This is a genomic window from Halorussus caseinilyticus, from assembly GCF_029338395.1.
In the GTDB taxonomy this organism is placed as follows: Archaea; Halobacteriota; Halobacteria; order Halobacteriales; family Haladaptataceae; genus Halorussus; species Halorussus caseinilyticus.
On record NZ_CP119809.1, the window covers coordinates 1,110,946 to 1,129,763 of the forward strand.

General features: G+C 65.5%; 18 protein-coding genes. 6 read left to right on the plus strand and 12 right to left on the minus strand.

What is annotated here, in order from left to right; all coding sequences use genetic code 11:
• Positions 1 to 21: 21 nt before the first annotated feature.
• The 3 genes from P2T60_RS05680 to P2T60_RS05690 all read right to left on the minus strand — a co-directional run bounded on the left by P2T60_RS05680 (position 22) and on the right by P2T60_RS05690 (position 5,019).
• Positions 22 to 1,044, minus strand: a complete 1,023-nt coding sequence (locus tag P2T60_RS05680) for a DUF7544 domain-containing protein (protein WP_276281585.1) — start codon at positions 1,042 to 1,044, stop codon at positions 22 to 24.
• A gap of 76 nt (positions 1,045 to 1,120) precedes the next feature.
• Positions 1,121 to 1,891: a TrmB family transcriptional regulator gene (locus P2T60_RS05685; protein ID WP_276281586.1), complete on the minus strand. Its 771-nt coding sequence runs from the start codon at positions 1,889 to 1,891 to the stop codon at positions 1,121 to 1,123.
• Positions 1,891 to 5,019, minus strand: coding sequence for an MMPL family transporter (locus P2T60_RS05690; protein WP_276281587.1), 3,129 nt, complete (start codon positions 5,017 to 5,019; stop codon positions 1,891 to 1,893). The genes P2T60_RS05685 and P2T60_RS05690 overlap by 1 nt, the downstream gene beginning before the upstream one ends.
• 469 nt (positions 5,020 to 5,488) lie before the next feature.
• Here P2T60_RS05690 and P2T60_RS05695 point away from each other — a divergent pair, with 469 nt between their 5' ends.
• The 3 genes from P2T60_RS05695 to P2T60_RS05705 all read left to right on the plus strand — a co-directional run bounded on the left by P2T60_RS05695 (position 5,489) and on the right by P2T60_RS05705 (position 6,237).
• The gene (locus P2T60_RS05695; protein WP_276281588.1) at positions 5,489 to 5,692 is read left to right on the plus strand and encodes an Lrp/AsnC family transcriptional regulator; all 204 of its coding nucleotides are present in this window, start codon (positions 5,489 to 5,491) and stop codon (positions 5,690 to 5,692) included.
• Positions 5,689 to 5,832, plus strand: coding sequence for a hypothetical protein (locus tag P2T60_RS05700; RefSeq protein WP_276281589.1), 144 nt, complete (start codon positions 5,689 to 5,691; stop codon positions 5,830 to 5,832). Before P2T60_RS05695 ends, P2T60_RS05700 begins: the two co-directional genes overlap by 4 nt.
• Positions 5,833 to 5,958: 126 nt before the next feature.
• Positions 5,959 to 6,237 (plus strand): DdfA family disk-determining factor, encoded by a 279-nt coding sequence (locus P2T60_RS05705; protein ID WP_276281590.1) that lies wholly within the window; start codon positions 5,959 to 5,961, stop codon positions 6,235 to 6,237.
• A 60-nt stretch (positions 6,238 to 6,297) separates the two neighbouring features.
• Here the strand turns inward: P2T60_RS05705 and P2T60_RS05710 are convergent, their stop codons facing one another.
• Positions 6,298 to 7,620 carry a S8 family peptidase gene (locus P2T60_RS05710; protein ID WP_276281591.1) on the minus strand — a complete coding sequence of 441 codons (1,323 nt, stop codon included), beginning with the start codon at positions 7,618 to 7,620 and terminating at the stop codon, positions 6,298 to 6,300.
• A 171-nt stretch (positions 7,621 to 7,791) separates the two neighbouring features.
• On the opposite strand from P2T60_RS05710, the gene P2T60_RS05715 reads away from it, so the two are divergent.
• Positions 7,792 to 8,880, plus strand: a complete 1,089-nt coding sequence (locus P2T60_RS05715) for a CNNM domain-containing protein (RefSeq protein WP_276281592.1) — start codon at positions 7,792 to 7,794, stop codon at positions 8,878 to 8,880.
• Positions 8,881 to 8,889: 9 nt separating this feature from the next.
• Here P2T60_RS05715 and P2T60_RS05720 read toward each other — a convergent pair whose 3' ends face one another.
• From P2T60_RS05720 to P2T60_RS05740, 5 genes are all read right to left on the minus strand, one after another.
• Entirely contained in the window at positions 8,890 to 9,666 is a 777-nt protein-coding gene (locus P2T60_RS05720) for a rhodanese-like domain-containing protein (RefSeq protein ID WP_276281593.1), read from the minus strand.
• A 93-nt stretch (positions 9,667 to 9,759) separates the two neighbouring features.
• Positions 9,760 to 10,290: a DUF7504 family protein gene (locus P2T60_RS05725; protein WP_276281594.1), complete on the minus strand. Its 531-nt coding sequence runs from the start codon at positions 10,288 to 10,290 to the stop codon at positions 9,760 to 9,762.
• Entirely contained in the window at positions 10,274 to 10,627 is a 354-nt protein-coding gene (locus P2T60_RS05730) for a hypothetical protein (RefSeq protein WP_276281595.1), read from the minus strand. Before P2T60_RS05730 ends, P2T60_RS05725 begins: the two co-directional genes overlap by 17 nt.
• Positions 10,624 to 10,908: a hypothetical protein gene (locus P2T60_RS05735; protein WP_276281596.1), complete on the minus strand. Its 285-nt coding sequence runs from the start codon at positions 10,906 to 10,908 to the stop codon at positions 10,624 to 10,626. The genes P2T60_RS05730 and P2T60_RS05735 overlap by 4 nt, the downstream gene beginning before the upstream one ends.
• A 357-nt stretch (positions 10,909 to 11,265) precedes the next feature.
• Positions 11,266 to 11,796: a GNAT family N-acetyltransferase gene (locus tag P2T60_RS05740; protein WP_276281597.1), complete on the minus strand. Its 531-nt coding sequence runs from the start codon at positions 11,794 to 11,796 to the stop codon at positions 11,266 to 11,268.
• A gap of 367 nt (positions 11,797 to 12,163) precedes the next feature.
• Here P2T60_RS05740 and P2T60_RS05745 point away from each other — a divergent pair, with 367 nt between their 5' ends.
• Positions 12,164 to 13,195, plus strand: coding sequence for an NAD(P)-dependent alcohol dehydrogenase (locus tag P2T60_RS05745; RefSeq protein ID WP_276281598.1), 1,032 nt, complete (start codon positions 12,164 to 12,166; stop codon positions 13,193 to 13,195).
• 4 nt (positions 13,196 to 13,199) lie between these two features.
• Here P2T60_RS05745 and P2T60_RS05750 read toward each other — a convergent pair whose 3' ends face one another.
• The 3 genes from P2T60_RS05750 to acs form a co-directional block, all read right to left on the minus strand.
• Entirely contained in the window at positions 13,200 to 13,679 is a 480-nt protein-coding gene (locus tag P2T60_RS05750; RefSeq protein WP_276281599.1) for a hypothetical protein, read from the minus strand.
• 84 nt (positions 13,680 to 13,763) lie between these two features.
• Positions 13,764 to 14,882, minus strand: a complete 1,119-nt coding sequence (locus P2T60_RS05755) for a phosphotransacetylase family protein (protein ID WP_276281600.1) — start codon at positions 14,880 to 14,882, stop codon at positions 13,764 to 13,766.
• Positions 14,879 to 16,999 carry an acetate--CoA ligase alpha subunit gene (gene acs, locus P2T60_RS05760; protein WP_276281601.1) on the minus strand — a complete coding sequence of 707 codons (2,121 nt, stop codon included), beginning with the start codon at positions 16,997 to 16,999 and terminating at the stop codon, positions 14,879 to 14,881. Before acs ends, P2T60_RS05755 begins: the two co-directional genes overlap by 4 nt.
• Before the next feature lie 279 nt (positions 17,000 to 17,278).
• Between acs and P2T60_RS05765 the strand changes: the two genes are divergently transcribed.
• Positions 17,279 to 18,811 carry a phosphoenolpyruvate carboxykinase (ATP) gene (locus tag P2T60_RS05765; protein ID WP_276281602.1) on the plus strand — a complete coding sequence of 511 codons (1,533 nt, stop codon included), beginning with the start codon at positions 17,279 to 17,281 and terminating at the stop codon, positions 18,809 to 18,811.
• Positions 18,812 to 18,818 lie beyond the last annotated feature (7 nt).

The following is an 18,818-nucleotide window of genomic DNA, read 5'->3' on the forward strand; positions in this document are numbered from 1 at the left end:
CCCTTTAGGCCGGGGAGGATGTCAACCGGTCTCGCGCACGTCCCGACGGAGTTCGGGAATCAGGTCGAAGTCCGACTCGGTGTCGCCGAGGACGAGGAGCGCGTGATACCGGAGGTACGTCTGCACCGGCACGAACACCAGCGAGAGCGCCGCCGTCAGGAGAGCCAGATACCCGAGTAGGAGCGCGACGGCGACGGCGACGGCGACCGGGTTCGAGAGAAGCGCCGCCGGACCGCCGAACGCGGGCACCGCCAGCACGCCGACCACCGCGAGGGGGGCCGCGAGTAGCGCGCCGACGATGCCCCCGACCACCGACGCCAACAGGCCGACCGCCAGCGCGAGACCGAACCGGACGAGAACGTAGACGCCGTACTGCTCCCACTGGCCGGTCAGCGCGGGCCAGAACCGCCGCCACCCGTCGAGAATGCCGACGTTCTTGAGAATCATCACCGGCACGACGAAGTTGGTCGTGAAGCCGTCTACCACGGCGACGGCGATGCCGAGGAAAATCAGCAGTGGTACGAACACCGCGAGCAGGCCGACCGAGAACCCCGGTTGCCCGCCCGCGAACGAGACCACCGACGCGAGTATCCCGAGGACGGGGACGACCACCAACAGACCAAGCGCGACCCGGAACGCGAACAGGCGGAGGGCCTGCCCGAAGTGTTGGTCGGCGTAGGGCCGAATCCGGACGCGCTGGCGACGGAGCGACTCCACGAAGACGAACTCCATCACCGACCCGACCAGACTGTACACCAGTCCGACGACCAACGCGACGGCGACGATTCCGAGGACGACGGGCAGAACCTCCCCGAACGCGAACGGGAGGTCCACCTCGACGCCGGTCGGACCGGCCGGGCCGGGCGGCGCGTCCGGGGGCGCGTCGGTCGAACTCCCGGCCGTCCACGACGACCCGCTACTCGCGTTCCCGAGGAAGAAGACCACGAGCGCGAGTTTGAGCCACTGGCGGGCGTCGAACGGCGTCAGTAAGGATTTGGTAGCGTCCAACGCGTCATCGAGGTCCTCCACGGCGTACCACGGCATGGGCCGAGATACGAGGCCGACCGAGAAAACTGTCGGGGTTTCGAGAAAATCGGGTTACAGGTCGGGTCGTCGGACCTCAGACCGACACCGAGTCGCCGAGTCCGCCGTCGATGAGTTGGACGAGGACCGCCGCGATGCCCGTCCGGGACGACCAGAGTGCGGTCTCGTCGTCCAGTTCGGGGTCGTCACCGCCGTCGCGGACGCTCAGCAGGACCGTCTCGCCGTCTACCACGAGGACCCGGCCCACCGGGTCGTCGCCCTTCGGAGGGTCGGTCGGGGGGTCGGCGATTTCGATGCCGGTGTCGGCGAAGTGTTCTTCGAGGGTCGTATCACCGACTACGATTACCTCGACACCCGACTCGGCCTTCTTCCGCAGTAGTTCGGCGAGTTCGTTCGTCAGGCCGCGAGCGTCCCGGCCCACCGCGAAGACTATTCGTCGCTCGGCCTCTTTCAGCAGTTGCTCGGCCCGGCCGTCGATGCTGGTCCGGCCGTGGACCGTCCAGATGTCCTCGCGGCGCTCGTCGCCCTCGCCGCGCTGTTGGCGAGCGTCTTCGAGATAGTCGAAGGCGCGCTCTTGGGTGCGCTCGAACTCGCCGCGGAGGTGCGACCGGGCGGCTTCGAGGCTGACGGGCCGGTACTGGATGGGCTTGGACTGCTGGACCTCTACGAGACCACGGTCCTGAAGCGACTCGGCCGCGCCGTACACCTGCGACCGGGGCACGTCGGTCGCCCGATGCACGTCGCGGGCGGTGCCGGTACCCAACCGCTGGAGCGCGGTGAACACCTTCGCCTCGTAGTTCGAGAGACCGAGGTGTTCGAGGGCCTCGATAGCGTCGTCTTCGTCCATCAGTCCTCGCTCACCTCGCCTCCGTTTGCGACTGCGGCGCTCGGGTCGGCGGCGCTGGCCTCGCCGGGTCCGAGGTAGCGCGTCCACAGCACCAGCAGACTCGGCAGGACGAGGACGCTGGCGAGGAACGCGTAGATGATTGTCAGACCCGTGATGATGCCGAACTGCTGGAGCGCGGGCAGGATGGCGAACCCGAGGACGCCGAACCCGCCGACGGTGGTCGCGGCGCTCCCGAGAAGCGCGCCGCCGGTGCCGGTGACGCTCTCGTTCATGGCCTGCCAGATGGTGTCGCGCCGCCCGAGTTCCATCGTGTAGCGCTCGCTGAGGTGGATACTGTAGGCCACCCCGAGACCCACCGTGAGGCTGGTAATCATCCCCGTCAGGACGTTGAACGGCATCCCCAGCAGGTACATCGTTCCGAGAATCCACGAGACGCTGAACGCCACCGGGAGCAGGGTGATGGCTCCGAGCGTGGCGCTCCCGTGGGCGAGTCGGTAGGCCAGCATCAGGAACGCGAACGTCGCGCCGAGCGTGATGACGAGGCTCTGGATGACCGTGTCCAGCAGTTGGTTCTGGACGATTTCGAAGACGATTGGTTGACCGGTCGCGGTGGCGGTCAGGCCGTCGCCGTCTACGTCGTCGGCCACGGCGCGCATCTCCTCGGTGACCGTCGAGGACGAGGCCCCACCCTTGACCGAGACGACCATCCGGACCGCTCGGTACTCGCCGTCCTCGCGGTGGATGACGCCTTTCGCGTCCTGCGGGGCGACTGCGAACAGTTCGTCGTACACTTGCTCGACGTTCCGGTCGGGCACGCCGTCGCCGTCGGTGTCGGCCGCGGCGAGCGTCGCGTTGAACGACTCGTTCTGCGCGGCGACCTGTTCCATCACGGAGATGGGACTCCGAATCTGGGGTTCGCCATTCGAGAGGACGACCACCACGTCGCGTTTCTCCCGCGCGGCGTCGTTGGCCTGCTGGAGCTTTTCGAGGGTTCCCGCGGTAGCTACGTCGCCCTCGACCAGAATCTGGGCCTGCGAGTCCTGTCGCAAGAAGTTCTGGTTGACGTATTCGAGGTTCGCTTTCGCGGAGTAGTCGCCGGGCGCGAACGGTTCGGGCAGGTCTTTCATCCACCCCGCCGGGTCCTCGGCGAGGAAGTCGGTCTGCTCGAAGCTAGTGTCTACCTGCGTCGCGCCGTACGCGCCACCGGCCGACAGCACGAGCGTCAGGGCGATGACGACGAACGGGGCTTTCCGGGCGGCGGTCGAACCCACCGAAAGCATCGACCCGAGCGCACCGCCGCCGGTACCGAACGCTCGCTTCTGGCGGTCGAAGCCCTTCGATTCGAGGAAGGTGTCGATTTCGACCTTGAGGGCGGGAATCAGGCCGCCGAAGACGATTAGCGCGGCCACGATGCCCACCGAACTCACGATACCGAAGTCCTGAATCGGCGGCAGGGGACTGACGAGGTTCGAGAGGAAACCGATGACCGTCGTCGCAGTCACCCAGACGAGAGCGACTCCGACGCCCGCCAGTGCGACCGACATCCCCTCGCGGACGCTCTCCCCGTCGTGTTCCTCACGCTCCTCGCGGTGGCGCATGAAGACGTGAATCGCGTAGTCGATGGAGAGACCGATGAGCAGGACCGGCACCGAGATGAAGATTTGGTTGAAGGTGATGCCCGCCCAACCCATGAAGCCGAACGTCCAGACGAGGACCGCGACGATACCGAACACTCCGAGCAGGATGTCCAGCAGGTCGCGGTAGGCGATGACCAGCGTCAAGACGACGAAGATGAGCGCCATCGGGCCGACGATGGAGATGCTGTCGGCCATCGACTGGTCGGTCTCCTCGCTGATGATGCCCGACCCGAAGACGAGGACTTCTCGGTCCATCGACTGTTTGGAGACCTGCTGGATGGCAGTCTGGGACTCCACGATGGACGTACTTGCCATGCCCTGCACGGTCTGGCCCCGCTGTTGCTGGAACACGACGAGCATCGTCGCGTTGGCCTCGGTGCTACCGGGTTCGTAGGAGGTCGGCATGAACGCGAACGCCTGACTCGACGGGCCGTCGCCGCCCTCGCTCAGCACCGACTCGACGGTCGATTCGACTTCCGACCGGTTCATCGACTCGAGTTGCTCGATTTGCTCGTCGAGGGTCGGTCGGGAAGCGTTCTGCAACTGCTGGCGCTGTTGCTGGAGTTTCGCGGCGTCCTGCTTGAGTTGCTGGCCGCGCTCGCGGAGTTCCGCCGTGCGCTGTTGGAGTTGTTGGTACTGGTCGGCCAACACGCCGCGGGTGCCGAGTCTGTACGCCTGCTGGAACTGCGAGCGAATCTCGGTGGCGCGCTCGCGGTACGTCGATTGGTTGATTTCGCCCTGTTGGAGCGAGGCGTTGAGTCGGTCGAGTTGAAGCTGTAGCGCCCGAACCTGACCGAACGCCCGTTCGAACGTCGCCGACTGGTTGGCCGTCAGGTTCGCCGTCGTGGAGGTCCGGACCTCCCGGAGTCGGGTCTCGATGCCCGCCGACCGCTGGCGGTAGGTCGAGTCGTTGACCTCGCCGCGGCGGTGGGAGGCGTTAAGTCGTTCATACTCGGTCTGAAGCCCGCGCGTCCGGTTCAGTGACTCGCGGAGGGTCGCCGCCGTCGCGTTCAGGGTCTGGCCGCGCTGTCGGAGTTCGGCGCGCGACTCGTTGAGCGACTGGCGGCGCTGTTGGAGTTCGGCCGCCGACTTCCGGAGTCCGCTCGCTTGCTCCTGTCGGAGCGCCGCGGAAGCGACGATGTTGGCGACGCCGCCGGTCGGCGTGTCGTTCGCCAGCGTGCCGTTTATGGTCCGGTTGTTCCGCAGGTCCTGTTGGAGCTTCAGCGTCTCGACGAGCGCGTCCTTCGAGAGGACGTTACCGTCCCTGACGATGAGTTGGACCGTCGTGGTGTTCTGCTGGCCGGTCGCGAAGTTGGTCTCGATGTAGTCCAACTTCCGGTCGGCGGTGCTGTCGCTCTGGAACTGGTCGAGCGACGACGACTGTTCGACCATCGGCGCGCCCGCCCCGACCAACACAGTCAGGACGAGCAGTACCGCGATGATTGGACGACTGTACTCCGTGACGGCCGCGAAGAGGTCGCTTCCGTTCACGGGACGACCCTCCGCGGGACTAGTTCTCTGAACATGTGTTCGACGGTGTTGTTAGAAAGGTACTAACAGCACGCGCATAAACCCCGTGGATTCGAACACATCCGAATTTCGTCGGGTAATCGCGGGACGGCAACGGGTTCACGACGCAGAGAGATTGGCACAGCGACAGTTTTCCGGGGACCGGCGAGTCGCGTCTGGGCGCGTGACAAACGCCGCCCGGACCAGCGCCGTGAGACCCGTATCCGCCGCTCGCGGCCGTATTACGGCCACGAGCGGCGGATATTCGGTCGGAAGTCGCCGTCTCGCCGACGGCGGTGGCGATGGGGGAGGGGAATAGAAATATTTCTCAAAGCAATGAAAATCAGTCTTAGGAATGGGTTATCATGTCCCGTTCCGGGGGTCGGAACACCTGCCGTGACGGATTCGCCGGGAAGACTATCAGAACCGACGCCGTATCGAAGTCGTCTCCATGAACGACGACAGTCTCGACCGGACCGACACGGGTATCCTCTACTTGCTTCAGCGAGACGCCCGGAGTACGGCCACCGAGGAAATCGGAGAGAAAGTCGGGGTGGCCGCCAGCACCGTGGCGACCCGGATACGGGACCTCGAAACTGCGGGCGTCGTCACCGACTACAAACCGACGAGGAAAACCTCCTCGTGGAACTGGTGAGTACCTCCCAAAACGAGACCGAGCGACGAATCGACCGACTGACCGACTGCGGCGTCGATGTCGTGCGGACCGAGTTCCTCACCCGGGAGTTGTCCCGCCCGTTCGCGCACTTCGGCGAACAGTTCACCGACGACGCCTGAGTTGATTCCGCGGACGGAATCCGGAAATCAGTCGCTCGGCGGGAAACCGAACCGCGAAGCGCCGCCGTTCGGCCGAATCATTGGCCTGCGACACTTTTTAGCCGGTCGCGTCGTCACAAACAGTGTATGCCAACTTCGCGGACCGCTCTCAGCGACGACCGGAGCGTCAGCACTGCAGTCGTAGACGCGGTGGCGGACGCCGAGGGGGTCGCTCCGACCGAACTGACGCCGCCACTGTATCGCGCTATCGACCCGAACGCGCTGGACGAACTGTTCGGTTCGACGGTGGCCTCCGCGGAGAACGGACTTCGAATCTCGTTCACCTACAGCGGGTACGAGGTGACCGTCGTTGGGACGGGGAATGTCGTCGTCCGACCGGCGGACGACGCCGAGCGAGACTCCTAACTCACGCGAGCGCAGTCGCTACGCCGTTCGGCAAAAAAGAAATCGAACGTCGAGTGACGCTTACTCCAGTGCCGCGTAGGGGTTCAGCACGCCCGCGCCGTAGTACTTCTTGTCGAAGCCTTCGGGCACGTTCGCGGTGTTTTTGAGCTTCTGGCGGACCTCGTTCGCGTTGAGACCGGGGTTCTGACTCCGGACGAGTGCGACTGCGCCTGCGACCTGCGGCGCGGCCATCGAGGTGCCCGCGAGCCACGAGTAGGTGTAGTTCGCGCCGAGGTAGTTCCCGTCGGCGTCGAACTGGGGTTCGGCGAGCGTGTTGAACACCATGTCGTAGTACCAGCCGGCCGGGAAGTTGGCGTCGTAGTTGCCACCGGGAGCGGCCACGTCGATGGCGTTCGTGCCGTAGTTGGTGTACTTCGCGGGTGTGCCGGTCGGGGACTCCAGACCGTCGCCGCCGTGGTTGAAGCCGACGGGTCCGGTCGCGGAGACCGAAACCACGTTGGACGCCTCGTTCGGGAGACTGACGACGTTGCCGTCGTGCTGGAGGTCCGCGGCGTCGTTGCCCGCCGCGATGACGAGAACCGTGCCCTGTCTGCGGACGTAACTCGTCGTCCGGTTGAGGACCTTGCCGTAGAACTCGCCCTGAGCCTTCCGCGTGACCGGGTAGGCACCGAGGCTGAGGTTCGCGGCGTCACAGTCGACGCGTGCGCTGTAGACCATCGCGGCCACGATGTCGGCGAACGACGCGAGTTCGCTCGGCGAGAAGACGCGGCAGTCCACGACTTCCGTGCCGGGCGCAGAGCCGACGGTACCGAAGTCGTTCTGGTCGTCGGCCGCGACGATGCCCGCGACGTGCGTACCGTGGTACCCGCCGTAGGGAGCGCCAGCGCCGTAGCCGTCGCCAGTGAAGTCCCGCGAGAGGTCGGTGTTCACCGCGTGCTGGAGGTCGGGGTGGCCCGCCGCGACGCCCGTGTCGATGACCGCCACGCGGGTACCCTCACCGCGGGTGATTTCGTGCGCCTCGGGGATGTTCTGGGACTGCTTGTCCCACTGAATCGGGTAGAACGGCTCGTCTGACGACTCGTTGGACGTGATGGGTGCCTCCGTTTCGAGAGGCAGGTCGAGTGAGTATCGACTGTCCGCGGCGAAGTCGGCACCGAGCGACTGCACGTCGGACTCGGCACCTTCCACGACCAGCATGTCGATTTCGGGCAGGTCGTGAGCCACGTCGAGACCCGCCGCCTCCGCGTCGGACTTCGAGGTCTGCTTGCTGTCCACGAGGAATCGCTCGCTGGACGCCGCCGCCGTCACCGTACTGCCGACCGCGATGCCGCCGAGTGCTGTGCCACTGAGCTTGAGGAACGACCGTCGGTTGTAACCGGCCATAAGAGTTTTACAATGGTTGTTACCTTATAACATCTTTGGTATTGGCTTGCATTACCGAATGTTTATATAAATATTACCTTATATGCTAATAGAAACTACACGAATAAAATGGTCGCGCGACCCGAGCCGTCGGCGACAGGCTTTTCCGGATTTCATCGCCATGCTTATTCGATGGTGGAACTCACGACGCTCGCTCGGGTCGTCGGCGGACTCGGTCTCCTGTTCGGGAACGCCTACTTCGTGACTATCGAGTTCGCCATGACTCGCGTCCGGCAGTTCACCGAAGGCGAGTTCGAGGGGTCGCTCGGTCTCGAACGCGCGTGGGAGATGACCGACAGACTCGAAATCTACCTCTCGGGGTGTCAACTCGGGATAACGATTTGTAGCGTGGGACTGGGCGTCGTGGCCGAACCCGCCCTCGCGCGCCTGCTGACGCCCGTCGTCGAACTGACCGGCGTGGGTTCCCACGCGCTGGCCGCTATCGTCGCGCTCGCAATCATCAACCTCCTGCACGTCGTGGTCGGCGAGCAGGCACCCACCTATCTCGGCATCGAGCGAACCAAGTTCGTCGCCAAATACGGGTCCGCCCCGCTCTACTACTGGACCAAAGTCATGTCGCCGGTCATCGTCCTCGCGGACAAGACCGCCAAGTGGTTGCTCTCGCTGTTCGGCGTCGAAATCACCCGTTCGTGGACCGAGGCCGAAACCGAGGAGGGCGGCGCGCGCGAGGTGTCGAGTCGCGGCGACGCCCGGCGCGAGATGGGCGACATCCTCAGTCGGGTCGGACTCGAAGAGGAACGCGAAGAGGAGGTGCTGGCGGCCCTCGACATCGGGACGATTGCGGTCCACGACATCATGGTCCCGCGCGAAGAAATCGTCGCGCTCTCGACCGAAGACGACTTCGAGGCGAACCTCCGGAAGATGCAGGAGCGCCCGCACGTCAGGTTTCCGCTGGTGGGCGAGACGCTGGACGACTTCCTCGGCATCGTCTACACGCCGCCGCTGGTCGGCCGCGAGGACGAACTCGCCGACGGGTCGCTGACGTGGGAAGGGGTAGCGGCCGACCCCGTGACGGTCGATGCCGACCTCCCGGTGAGCGAGGCCATCGACCGATTTCAGGCGGAAGGCCAAGAACTCGCGCTGGTCGTCCGTGACGGCGAAGTCGTCGGGATGGTCACGTCCACCGACACGTTCGAAGCGATGATGGGCGAACTCGAAGACCCCTTCGACCGAAACGAGTTTCCCGACGCCCGGTCGTGAACAGGCCCGTCAGCCCTGAACGGTGCCGGTCGCCAAGTCCTTCAGTTTGCCTTCGACGGTGTAACTCGGCGTCTCGACTTCGATGGTCGAGTCGGGACCCACCTCGTGGAACTTGAGGTGAAGTTCGTAGCTTCCGTCGTCGGTGATGTCGGTCGATTCGACCTGTTCGGACGGCCGGTGGCGCGCCCACGCGTTCCGTCCGGCGAGGGCGGCGTCGGTCTCCCCGCTGACGACCCAATTTTTCGGCTTGTTGCTCACGTCGTTGCCCCGCATCGGGTAGCCCCGCTTGTGCCACTCCCAGAAGCCCTCGTCGATGACGTAGACGTTCTGGTAGCCCTCGTTGATGAGTTGGGACGCGCGGATTGACGAGAGGTGGTGAGGACACCCGCAGTAACAGACGATGCGGTCGTCCTTCGGCCAGTCCATCACGGGGTCGGCCGACGAGCGTCGGTCCGGGGCGGCCTGACTCAGGACCGCGCCGTAGACGTGCGAGGCCTTGTACGAGCGCTCGCCGCGAGCGTCGGCGATGCGAGCCTCGCCGCGCTTGTACCAGTAGTGAACCACGTCGATGGGCGCGAGGGGGACTTTCACGCCGTTCTCCGTGACCGTGCCGAACGACGAGGTATCGACGGTGCGCTTCTCCGGAACTTCGCCGAACTCCGGCGGATAGCCGTCCACGTCGCCGTCGGTCGGCGTCACGGCGAGGTCGCTTCCGCCTCCGCCGAGGCATCCGGCGACTGCCGAGAGGGAGACCGCACTGCTCGTCAGGAACGTTCGACGTTTCATCTATGCCCACCTATAGCAAACCACGAGCTATTAATTTTATCATCAGTTCTTTCGCATACAGATTCCGGAAAATCAGCGAGCGCGCGGTCCGAACTATTCGACCGAAATCTCCCGGTCGCAAAAGCCCCGGAGCCGGGAGTACGTCTCGTCGGTGACTGCATCCCGAACCGTGCAGTACGCGCCGCAGGCGTCTTTCTCGCGGGCGTTCGACACCACCGAGTCGAAGAGTCGAAAGACCTTCTCCTCGCGACCGTACATCAACAGGACGTTCACGTTGTCCACGACGACCCACCCGCCGGGCATGACGTACTGCATCGCCTTCGAGAGGCGGATGCTGATGCCCGTCAGGTCGCTGGGGTCCACCGGGTCGGTCGTCCAGAGCGGACCGTCGTACTCGGTCGGCGACCCCGTGACGGGGACGACCCCGACCTTCTCGGGGTCGCCGCCGCGACGTTCGACCAGCGACTCGACCTTCTCCGGCGAGGCGGTCGCCGACAGCACTAGCAGGTTCTCGAACGCGTCGTCTGGCAGAACCGACAGGGGCGACCCCATCGACGGCACCGACACCAGCGCCTGTTCGCCGGGCGTGAGGGAGAAGCCGCGGCCGTCAGTCGTCCCCGGCACTCTCGAACCCTCCGGCGGTGTCGGCGACTCCAGTCGTCTCCACGTCGCCACCGTCGAGTCGGACGAACGGCCGGGCGAACTGCCAGACGCCCGCCGCGGCCAGAAGCGCGGCCGCGAGGTCCAGCGCCGACGAGACCAGCGTCATGCCGAACGGGACGGACGCGACGTAGGAAACCGTCAGCGTGAGGAACGCACCGGCGAGCAAGAGCAGGCCCCGCGTGTGCGCGACGTTGCGGGCGTACGCGACGACCGGGTAGACCAGTAGCGCACTCGTGATGACCAGCATCGTCGTCTGTGCGATGAAGACGAACGAGAGGAGGTCGCTCATCGGAGTCATACTTTCCTCCGCTCGGTCAGCAAGACGAGAACGTGCGCGGCCGAGACGAGCGCACCGATAGTCGCCACCGCCGACGCCACGATGTCGTAGACCGGCGGCACGGAGACGCCGATGACGACGTTCGCGTTGAGTGCGACGTACGCGAGCAAGACTACGGGTACCGGACGCAGGACCGAACCGAACGGCGCGTCCCGAAACCCGCGGGCCGCGATGACCGCGACCGGAAGCGTCCCCGCGAGGACGAGTGTGGTCGCCAGCGACAGTATGCGTTCGAGTGACATTCGGCCCGGAATTTTCGCTCCCGGAGTAAATAACCCGGCGTTGATTCCGAACGGTGTTCATCGACCGCTGACGGCGGGCGAGTCACCGTCGCGCTCGCACGCGAGGCGGTCGCACCCGCACGCGAGGCGGCGGGCATTTCCGGCGACGACTGGGAACGCTTCGCTAGCCTCTAAGCAATAATTTTCATACTTTAAGCAATCTAGAAATTTTCCTTGGACTGTTTTACGTTTTTCTGGGGCGTCAGTAGGTGTCTCCATGCCGAATCCGTCGCCCGCAGTTGCGGGCGACGGACTCGGCCCGTGTTCGACGGACTCGGCCCGTGTTCGACGCGCGAAGTCGCCCGCGCTGGCGGTCGCCTACCCCTCCCACTCGCTCTCCAGCACGCCGAAGTACCGCATATCGACGTACTCGCCGCCGGTAAACGCCTCGTCGCGGTGGATGCCCTCCTCTTCGAAGCCCAACTTCTCCCAGATGCGCGCCGACGCCTCGTTGGTGGCCAGAACGCGGGCCTGAACCCGGTGCATCCGGAGTTCGCGGAAGGCGTAGTCGGTCACGAGTCGGGACGCTTCGGTACCGTAGCCCCGACCGTGGTACTCGGTAGCGAGCCAGATACCGACTTCGCAGTGGCCCGACCGCTGGTCCACGTCGTGGAGACCGACGGTGCCGGTTATCTCCCCGTCGGCGTAGATGGCGAGATGCACGTCGTCCTCGGCCGAGATGCGTTCCTCGAAGTACTCGCGCTCCTGTTCGGCGTTGATGGGGTACGCGGTCGTCAGACCCTCGCGCACGTCGGGGTCGTTGATGGCGTCTCGGAGGAAGTCGAGGTCGTCCTCTTCGATGGTCCGGAGTGTCACGTCGTCGCCCCGGAGGAACACTGCGCCGGGCATGGGTGAGGGTACTCCGACGACGCCGATAAAGAATCGGGTGGTTTGGTACCGGTTGTCGTTCTGGTGTGAGAGTATCGTCGTCGGGGGCGTGAGTTCGCGAGAGAGCTAGCTTCAGGCTTGAACCAATCATACCGCAACCGCACCGCACCGCGACCGCGGACCACACGCCTCCCCAACCGATTCCTTCGCTCCCTCCGGTCGCTCAGTCATCCCTCGCACGACGTTGGCGCGGCCACTTGCGGGCCGCGCCAGCGCGCGCCGGGTCGGTGAGTTCCGTGGCGCAGGAACCCGAACAGTCGTCTCTCGCGCACGGACTCGTTTATCTCGCGCACGAATCGCTTTACGCCTCCGCGACGAACACCCCGATATGCGCACGGCAGTCCTGAGCGAACCCGGCCGACTCGCAGTCGAGGACCGGCCCCGGCCCGACCCCGCGCCCGACGAGGTGCTGGTCGCCGTCGGCGAAGTCGGCATCTGCGGGTCCGACGTTCACTACTACGAACACGGTCGAATCGGCGACTACGTGGTCGAAGACCCCCTGATTCTGGGTCACGAGAGCGCGGGCGAGGTGGTCGAAGTCGGCGAGGCGGTGGCCGACCTCGAACCCGGCGACAGGGTGGCGCTCGAACCCGGCGTCCCCTGTCGCCGGTGCGACCACTGCAAGCGCGGCGAGTACAACCTCTGCCCGGACGTGACCTTCATGGCGACTCCGCCCGACGACGGCGCGTTCGCCGAGTACGTCGCGTGGCCCGCCGACTTCGCCTACCGCCTCTCCGAGTCGGTCTCGACCCGCGAGGGCGCGCTCTGTGAACCCCTCAGCGTCGGCATCCACGTCGCGCGTCGCGGTGAGGTCGGCGTCGGCGACTCCGTGCTAATCACCGGAGCGGGACCAATCGGCCTGCTGGCGATGGAGGCCGCGCGCGCCGCGGGAGCGACCGAAATCTACGTCTCGGACGTGGTGGACACCAAACTCCGCCGGGCCGCCGACCGGGGCGCGGACGCGACCATCGACCCCCGCGAGGAGAACCTCGGGAGCGCAGTCGCCGACCTGACCGACGGCGCGGGCGCTGACGTGGTACTCGAAGCCTCGGGCGCGGAGTCGGCCATCACGGGGTCGCTCGACGCGGTTCGGCGCGGCGGCACCGTGGTCTTCGTCGGACTCGCGGACGAGGCCGAAGTCCCACTCGACGTACTCGACATCGTGGACGACGAACTCGACGTTCGCGGGTCGTTTCGCTACCGTAACACCTACCCGACCGCAATCGAACTGCTCGCGGACGGCGCGGTGGACGCGGCGGGCATCGTGGACTTCGAAGCTCCCCTCGACGAGGTGGACGACGCCTTCCGGCGCGCGATGGACCCGGAAACCGTGAAGGGGATGGTGACGCTCGGCGACTGAGACCTCAGAATCGCGGCGGGTTCTTCTCCGGTTGCTGGTAGACTTCCGTCGTGTGGTTGCCACACGACTGGCATTCGAGGGTCTCGCGGATGTACACCCGACTCGACTTCTCGGAGTCGCGCCGAATCGGTCGCTTCGAGACTCGCTCCTTCGAGAACGGGGTGTCGCACTCGTTACACGCCGTGTCGTCCCGGACGGCGTAGTAGCCGACGCCGAATCCGAACAGGAAGACGCCGCTCAGGACGCTCCACGGCGGGAGTCCGGCCCACTCGCTGGGTTCGAAGACGAACGCGTAGAACTGCCGAACCAAGACGAGCAGTCCGACCGCGGCCGACCCGCCGAACAGGACGAACCGGCGGCCGACGAGCCGGTGAAAGAACCCGTAGAACGAGACCCACGGCCCGTACCTCGGGAGCGCATCTTCACTGCTCTCGTCTTCTTCGAGGTCGGTTTCGGTGGGAGTCTCGCTGATATTACTGCTCACGGAGCGACTGCCTCTGAGCAACAATTACCATACTACTGACTTATATTTTATCCATATTTTACGGGATAGAGACAGGTAAAATGGCTACGCTTCGTCGCCCTCGGATTCGGTCCCGTCGCCGGGAGCGGACGCCGAGTCGCCGATGATTGCCTCCACGTCGGCGTGGTCGTGAAGCAGGTCCCGCATCGTCTCGACCGTCTCGGCGTCTCGGGTCCGACCGCTCCGAACCACGTCTTCGGCGCGCTCTATCGTCGTCAGCGTGTCCGACTGGACCAACAGGACGGGGACGCCTTTCTCCTCGGCTTTACCGACGACGGCCCCCGGCGGCCGGAACCCGCCGGTCAGAATCAGGCACTTGACGCCCGGCGCTTCCAGCGCGACTCGCTGGAGGTCCGGCCGGTCGCCGCCGGTGATGAGCGCCGCGTCCTTCGTCCGGCGGAGGTGCCGAAGCGCCGAGTCGCCCGACATCGCGCCGACGAGGAACCGCTCCACGAAGGCGTCACCGGGCGCGCTGTTCAACTGTTCGGCCGAGAGTTCCTCGGCGAGGTCCGCGACGGTCACGCCCGCCAACTCCTGTTCGCGCGGGACGACCCCGAGTACCGGGACGCCGCGGTTTTCGAGGAACGGGACCACCTCGGTCTCCAGTCCGTCGAAGTTGCCCTCTTGGACCGCGTTGAACAGCACGCCGAGGAGTCGGTCCTCACCGCCTGCCCGCACGTCGTCGGCGGCGGCCAGCAGGTCGTCCACGTCGCCGCTCTGCTCGTACTTCGAGAGGAGCAGGACCTCGGCGTCGAGGAGTTCGGCCACGTCGGGGTCGGTCAGACCCACGATGCCGCCGGTGGTGAGTTTCCCGCCGCCCTCGACGACCATGAGGTCCTTTCCTTCCGCGAGACTGTCGAAGCTCTCGCGGACCTGCTCGCGGAGTTCGTCGGGGTCCTCGCGGCCCCGAATCGCCTGCTCGACGAACGTCGGCGAGTAGACCACCGGTTCGAGGTTGTGCATCTCTGCGTCCAAGTCGAGCAGTTCCCGCGCGAGCATCGGGTCCTCGTCCAGCGTCTTGCCGACGTTGCTCTGGAGTCGGGTGCCCTTCGGTTTCATGTAGCCGACCGACAGGCCGCGCTCGGCGGCCAACTTTGCCAGCGCGAGCGCGACTGCGGTCTTGCCTGTACTCTCTTCGGTCGCGGTTACGAGTATCGTTTTCATTGTCGTTCCAGTTCGTCGGTGTCTACGGTCAGTCGCACGTCCACGGCCTGTACCCCGTCTGGTCCGGCCACGAGGGGGTTCACGTCGAGTTCCAAGATTGCGGGGAAGTCGGTCACGAGTTGCGAGAGTCGCTGGAGGCTCTCTACGATGGCCTCTCTGTCCGCGGGGTCCCGGCCGCGCGCCCCTCGCAGGAGCGGCGCGGACCGAATCCCCTCGACCATCTCGGTCGCCTCGCGTGCGCTCACGGGCGCGACCCGCGTCTCGGTGTCCTCCAGCACTTCCACGAAGATGCCGCCGAGTCCGAACAGCAGAAGGGGACCGAACTGCGGGTCCCGGTTCATCCCGATGATGGTCTCGGTTCCGGAATCGAGGTCCACCATCTCTTGGACTTGGACCCCGAGGATGTCGGCGTCGGGTTGGTAGTTGCGGGCGCGAGTCACGAGGTCCTCGTAGGCGTCGTACACCTCCTCGTTCGGGACGCCGACCTTCACGCCGCCGATGTCGGACTTGTGGAGGATGTCGGGCGAGACGATTTTCATCACGACTTCGCCCTCGATGTCTTGGGCCGCGGCGACGGCTTCCTCGGGTTTCTCGGCGATGGTACCCTCGGGCGTCGGAATGCCGTAGGCGTCTAACAGACCCATCGCCTCGACCCCGAGTCGGTTGTCGCCGCGGTCGGTCGCGCGCTCCAGAATCTCCCGGGCGCGCTCGCGGTCCACGTCGAACGTCTCGGGGTCCTCGTACTCGCGCTGGCTAATCGTCCGATAGCGCGAGAGGGCGTCGAGGCTCCGCACCGCGCGCGCGGGGTCAAAATAATTAGGGATGCCCGCCTCGCGCAGGACCTCCTTGGCCGACTCGGTTCGCTCGCCGCCCATCAACACCGCGGCGGTCGGCTTTCCGTGTTCGGCCTGCAACTCGGTGACGACTTCGGCGAGTTGGTCGTAGTCGAGGACCGCCGTGGGAGCGGAGAGGACCACAGCACACCCGACGTTCTCGTCGGCCAGCGCGATGTCGAGAGCTTTCTCGAACCGGTCGATGTCGGCGTCCCCGATGGCGTCGATGGGGTTGTAGATGTTTGCCTCGTCGGGCATCGCCTCCGAGAGTTCCGAGAGGGTCTCCTCGGAGAACGACGCCAGCGAGAGGTTCGAGTCGCCCACCGCGTCGGTGGTCATCACGCCCGGACCGCCCGCGTTGGTCACGATGGCAACGTCGTCGGACTCGGGAATCGGTTGGCCCGACAGAATCTGGGCGAAGTCGAACAGCTCTTGGACGTTCTCGACGCGCAGGACGCCCGCCTGTTCGAGTCCGGCCTCGTAGGCCTGTTCGCTCCCGGCGAGGGTGCCGGTGTGCGAGGAGACCGCCTGCGCACCGGCCTCGGTCCGGCCCGACTTGACCATCACGATGGGGGTGTCGTCGGTCACGTCGCGGGCGGCGTCGATGAACTCGCCGCCGTGTTCGACGCCTTCGAGATACCCCAAGATTACGTCGGTGTCGGGGTCGTCGCCCCACGCCTCCACGAAGTCGGTCTCGTCGAGGACGGCCTTGTTCCCCAGCGACACCACGTCCTTGAAGCCGATGCCCTCGTCGTTGGCCCAGTCGAGGACCGCAGTGATGAACGCCCCCGACTGACTCATGAAGGAGATGGACCCGGAAAGTGCGTTCTCGGGGCCGAACGTGGCGTTGAGGCCGGTGGGCGTACTCATCACGCCGAGGCTGTTCGGCCCGACCACGTTGAGGTCGTACTCCTCGGCCACCTCGGTCAGTTCGCGCTCCCGACTCGCGCCCTCGCTCCCGGTCTCGCCGAACCCGGCGGTGATGACCACGACGTTCTCGACGCCGGACTCGCCGCACTGTCGGACCGCCTCGACCGCGATTTTCGGCGGCACGACGACTACCGCGAGGTTCAGTTCGCCCGGCACGTCCGCGATGTCGGGGTAGCACTTCAGCCCCAGCACGTCGTCGTAGTTGGGGTTCACCGGAACCGTCTCGCCCGCGAAGTCCGCCCGCAGGTTCTCCGTAATCGCGCGACCGATTGACCCGTCGCTCTCGGTCGCGCCGATTACGGCGACTCGCTCTGGCGCGAACAGTCCCGACAACCCTCCTGTGTTCTCGTCCACGCTCGGAGGTTCGCCGGATTCGCGCTTAAAAGTGATGTCCCGTTTCAGGACGGTGGGAATCGGGCGCGTCGGCGAGTCCTCGCCGTCGTCGCCGATAGTCCGAAAACGACGCTCGGTCCGCCAGTTGTAACAACTTGACCCTACCCGAACACAACCGCGGCCAACCGCCGCAAAACCCCGATTATTTACTCGGATGTGAAATCAAAAATCCGGAGAAGGAGCCGCGAGACTCGCGTAAATGGTGCATAATTATACGTCCGGGTACTCTTTCTTCACTCGATGTCAGAATCCGGGAAGTCAGTTCAATCGCTGGAGACAGCGCTTCCAGACCCGGCCGAAGCGGACGACGTAATATACGACCCGTCGCTGGACCGACTGCGCGAGTTCTCCGAGCATCTCGAAACCACCACGGAGTTCGGTTCGCCGTCGTACGTCAGCGACGAGCGGTCGCGCAACGCCGACAAGACGAAGAACGCGGTCGATTCGGAGTTCGGCGCGAGCGACTACGCCCGCGTCGAAGAGGCGTTCGAGGCGGCCCGCGAGCGAGAGATGGTGTGCGTGGACCGCCGGATGGGACGCTACGACGACCACTCGTACGTCTGTCGCCTCTACGTCCCCAAGGAGTACGGTCGCATCGCGCTGGCGTGGGCGAAACTCTTCGAGCCGGTGGAGGACGAAGGCGACTCCCGACCGGACCCGGACTTCGTGACGGTGCAGGTGCCCGACTTCGAAGAGACGGCCATCCGCATCCTACCCGACGAGGGCGTCACGGCCGTCCTCGGGAGCGACTACACCGGCGAGGCCAAAAAGTCGTTCCTCCGGTTGTTCATGTACTACGCCAAAAAGCAGGGCGGTCTCGGTCTCCACGCCGGGAGCAAACGGGTCCGACTGGCCGACGACTCCGGCGACCTTCAAGAGGTCGGACAGGCGTTCCTCGGCCTGTCGGCCACCGGCAAGTCCACCCTGACCGCGCACGGTCTCTGGTTGGACGAGGAGTCGGGCGAAGAGGCGACGATGCTTCAGGACGACGTGTGCGCCCTGCTCCCCGACGGGACGATTGCCGGGAGCGAGGGCAACGGTCTCTACGTCAAGACCATCGGACTCGACGCCGACGAGCAACCCGCGATGCACGCCGCCGTGACCGACGAGTCGGCCGTCCTCGAAAACGTGGACGTGTCCGACGACGGCACCGTGGACTTCGACAGCGACCGACACACCTCGAACGGCCGGGCGGTCATCGAACGCGAGCAACTCTCGTCGGCGGGCGAGGACATCGACCTCGACAGCGTGGACCAAGTGTTCTTCATCACCCGAAACCCGGTGATGCCGCCGGTGGCGAAACTCTCGCCCGAGGAGGCCGCCGTCGCGTTCATGCTCGGCGAGTCCATCCAGACCAGCGCGGGCGACCTCTCGAAGGCCGGGGAGTCCATCCGCGTGGTCGGTACCAACCCGTTCATCGTCGGGTCGAAAGGCGAGGAGGGCAACCGCTTCCGGAACCTCGTGGCCGACCTCGACGTGGACTGCTTCGTCATCAACACGGGCCACCTCGGGGCCGACCAGAAGGACATCGGCGTCGAGGAGTCGGTGACGATTCTGCGCGAAATCGCCCGCGGGACGGTCAGTTGGCGCGACGACGCCGCGACCGGTCTGACGGTGCCGAGCGAGGTGCCCGGCATGGACATCTCGGCGTTCGACGTGGCCGAGAACGTCGAGAATCTGGACGAGAAACTGGCGAAACTCCGGACCGAACGCCGGACCCACCTCGACACCTTCGAGGACTTGGACGACGAGATTCGGGACGCGGTGTACTGACCGGTCG